The sequence below is a fragment of the Pseudomonas sp. HMWF021 genome (assembly GCF_003061005.1).
Lineage (GTDB): Bacteria > Pseudomonadota > Gammaproteobacteria > Pseudomonadales > Pseudomonadaceae > Aquipseudomonas.
On the sequence record NZ_QAIK01000082.1, the window covers coordinates 27,164 to 30,106 of the forward strand.

A 2,943-nucleotide genomic window follows, 5' to 3' on the forward strand; every position below is an offset into this window, starting at 1 on the left:
GATCAGCGGCGCCAGCCAACTGGTGAAAAACGGCACCGCCAATCTCACCCTCAACGGCAGCAACACCTACAGCGGCGGCACGACCCTGAATGCCGGCAGCCTGACCGTCGGCAACGACGCAGCACTGGGCACTGGGGCCTTGTCGGTGGAAGGCGCGGGCACCCTCAACAGCAGCTCTGCTGTCAGCCTGAACAACGACGTGATTCTCAATGCCAACCTCACCACCGGGGGCGCCAACGCGCTGACCCTGGGCGGAGTGATCAGTGGCGCGAACGGTCTGATCAAGACCGGCGCATCAAGCCTGACCCTGACTGGCAACAACACCTACACCGGCACGACGGCACTCAACGCCGGTTCGCTGATCGTCGGCGCCAACACCGCCCTCGGCACGGGCACACTGAATGCCTCGAACGGCACCACGCTGGATGCCAGCACCGCCGTCAGCCTGGCCAACAACGTCAACCTCGGCGGCACCCTGACCGTCGGCGGCAGCAATGCGCTGACCCTCGGCGGGGTGGTCGCCGGTATCGGTGGCCTGGTCAAGAACGGCGCCGCCGACCTGACCCTCAACGGCGCCAATACCTATTTCGGCAACACCGCGCTGAACGCCGGCAAGCTGATTGTCGGCAGCAATACCGCAATCGGCAGCGGCGCATTGAACGCAGCGGCGGGCACCACGCTGGACACCAACACCGCCGTCACCCTGGGCAACCAGGTCAACCTCGCCGGTGCACTCAATGTGGGCGGCAGTGCGGATCTGAGCCTCACCGGAACCGTCGCCGGTGCCGGCAGCCTGGTGAAAAACGGCGCAGCCAATCTGAGTCTCAACGGCACCAACACCTACGTCGGCGGCACGACCCTGAACGCCGGCACTCTGACCGTCGGTAACAGTTCGGCACTCGGCACCGGTGCGTTGACGGTCGGTGGCGCGGCAACGCTCGACAGCAGTTCGCCGTTGGTCAGCCTGGCCAACGCGGTCGTGCTGAATGCAGCGCTGAGCGTCGGCGGTACGCAGAACCTGACCCTCGGCGGTGTCACCAGCGGCACCGGCCAGTTGATCAAGAACGGTGCGGCCAATCTGACACTCAACGGCAACAACACCTTCAGTGGCGGCACCGCCCTCAACGCCGGCACACTGACTCTGGGCAATGCCAACGGCCTGGGCAGTGGCGCGTTGATTGTTGGCGGCGCGGCGACGCTGGATAACAGCGCCTCGTTCGGCATCGGCAATGCGATCACCTTGAACGCCGGGCTGACCGTCGCGGGTAATAACGACCTGGGCCTCAACGGCATCATCGACGGCGCGGGCAGCCTGACCAAAAACGGTCTGTCGGACCTGACTCTGGCCGGTAACAACACCTTCACCGGCGCCGTGAACATCGTGTCCGGTAGCGTCACCACCCTCAACGCCAATGCGCTGGGTGCGACGTCCGGCGTCAACATCAGTGCCGGTGCCGGCTTGAATCTGGGCAGCGATGCCAGCCTCGGCGCGCTGACCGGCAGCGGCAGTGTGCAACTCGCCGGCAGCAATACGCTGACCGTGGGTGGTGGCAACGTTACCAGCACCTTTGACGGGGATCTGAGTGGCAGTGGCGGCCTGACCAAAGTCGGCACCGGGACGTTGAGTCTCACCGGGATCAACGGCATCACCGGCAACACGGCGATCAACGGCGGTACGCTGGACCTCAGCGGTTCGCTGGCCAGTGCGCAGGTCAACGTCAACACCGGCGGTACCCTGACCGGTACCGGTTCGGCGCTCGGCACGGTGAACATCAACAGTGGCGGCCATCTGGCGCTGTCCTCGGGCAATACCTTGTCGGCCAGTGGGCTGACCCTCGCTGCCGGCAGTAATGTCGACGTCGCCCTCGCGACACCATCGACCAGTTCGCTGATGAACATCGGCGGCAACCTGACTCTGGATGGCAATCTCAACGTCAGCGATGCCGGTGGTTTCGGCGTCGGTGTGTATCGTCTGTTCAACTACACCGGTGCCCTGACCAACCTGGGCCTGGACGTCGCCAGCGTGCCGGTCGGCTATGCCCTCGGCGATCTGGTGGTGCAGACCGGCGTGGCCAATCAGATCAACATTCAAGTGTCCGCACCGAACGTCAACATCCGTTACTGGGACGGCAGCCAGACCATCGCCAACGGCGTGGTCGATGGCGGCAGCGGCACGTGGAATGCGGGCGGCACCAACTGGACTGATGCCAACGGTCTGGTCAACCAGGCATGGGCCGGTGACTTCGCGGTGTTCCAGGGCGCCGCCGGGACTGTCACTGTGAACGGCACGCAAGCGTTCACCGGCATGCAATTCCTCACCGACGGCTACAACCTGGTCACCGGTGCGGCGGGGCAACTGACCGCCGTCAATGGCACCGGCGGGACCACGGCAGTGCGGGTCGATCCGGGCGTGACCGCGAACGTCGGCGTCAATATCGATGGCAGCGGCATCCTCAACAAACTCGACACCGGCACCCTGGTGCTCAACGGCGCCAACACTTACAGCGGCGGCACGCAGCTGGATGGCGGCACCATCGTTGTCGGCAGCAACACGGCGCTGGGCAGCGGTACGCTGACGGCCAACGCCGGCACGCAACTCGACAGCAACACGGCGGTCACTCTGGCTAACGCGGCCACACTCAATGGCAACCTGACCGTGCTTGGCAGCAACGCGCTGACTCTCAACGGGGTCATTGGCGGCACGGGTGGCCTGATCAAAAATGGCGCGGCCAACCTGACCCTCGGTGGCAACAACGCCTTCCTCGGGCCGGTGGCACTGAACGCGGGCGGTCTGATTCTGGCGTCGAACAGCGCGCTGGGCTCGGCCACCCTGAACGCGGCGAACGGCACCACACTGGATGCCAGCGGCGCCTTCACGGCGGGTAACGCGATCAACCTGGCGGGCAACCTGGGTGTCGTCGGCAGCAACGATCTGACACTGAG

1 protein-coding gene is annotated in these 2,943 nt (G+C 65.2%); it reads left to right on the forward strand.

Features of this window, described 5'->3' with window-relative positions; all coding sequences use genetic code 11:
* The coding region (locus DBR18_RS29075) for an autotransporter-associated beta strand repeat-containing protein (RefSeq protein WP_256588677.1) at window positions 1-2,943 on the forward strand (2,943 nt) is incomplete at both ends.